This is a genomic window from Streptomyces africanus, from assembly GCF_002150735.1.
GTDB classification, from domain to species: domain Bacteria; phylum Actinomycetota; class Actinomycetes; order Streptomycetales; family Streptomycetaceae; genus Streptomyces; species Streptomyces africanus.
This window is the reverse complement of the sequence record NZ_MUKA01000267.1, coordinates 717-1043: the sequence shown is the minus strand read 5'-3', so window position 1 is coordinate 1043 and position 327 is coordinate 717. Positions and strand designations below refer to the sequence as shown.

At 68.5% G+C, this 327-nt stretch carries 2 pseudogenes; both read left to right on the top strand.

Annotated elements, in window-relative coordinates:
- A pseudogene (locus CCL05_RS46530) lies at positions 1-84 on the top strand (L-rhamnose mutarotase); the annotation flags it as partial.
- Positions 85-135: 51 nt separating this feature from the next.
- Positions 136-327 (top strand): annotated as a pseudogene (locus tag CCL05_RS29920) (amidohydrolase family protein); the annotation flags it as partial.

Here is a 327-nt window from a genome sequence, read left to right as displayed (position 1 = left end):
TGGCAGGCCCGGATGGCCGACCTGCTCGACGTCGTCCACGACTGCTCCGCGCAGGGCGCGTGCGCCTCGCTGCCGGTGGTGTGGAACTGTGACCGGAGCGGTGACAGGGTCCGGCAATGGACGCCATCACCATGTGTGGACTTGTTCGTCCGCGTCCAGGACTGGATCAGCAGCGGAGACGAACTCGGCCCGCAGCGAAGTGACTTCATCCTCGCCGACCTGGCGCATCAGGCCCGCACGGCCGGTGTCACCGCCACCGAGCTGAGGCAGACGATGACCGTGCCGGAGGAGATCTCGGAGTTCCTGGCCCTGGCCGCCGACAGCGAC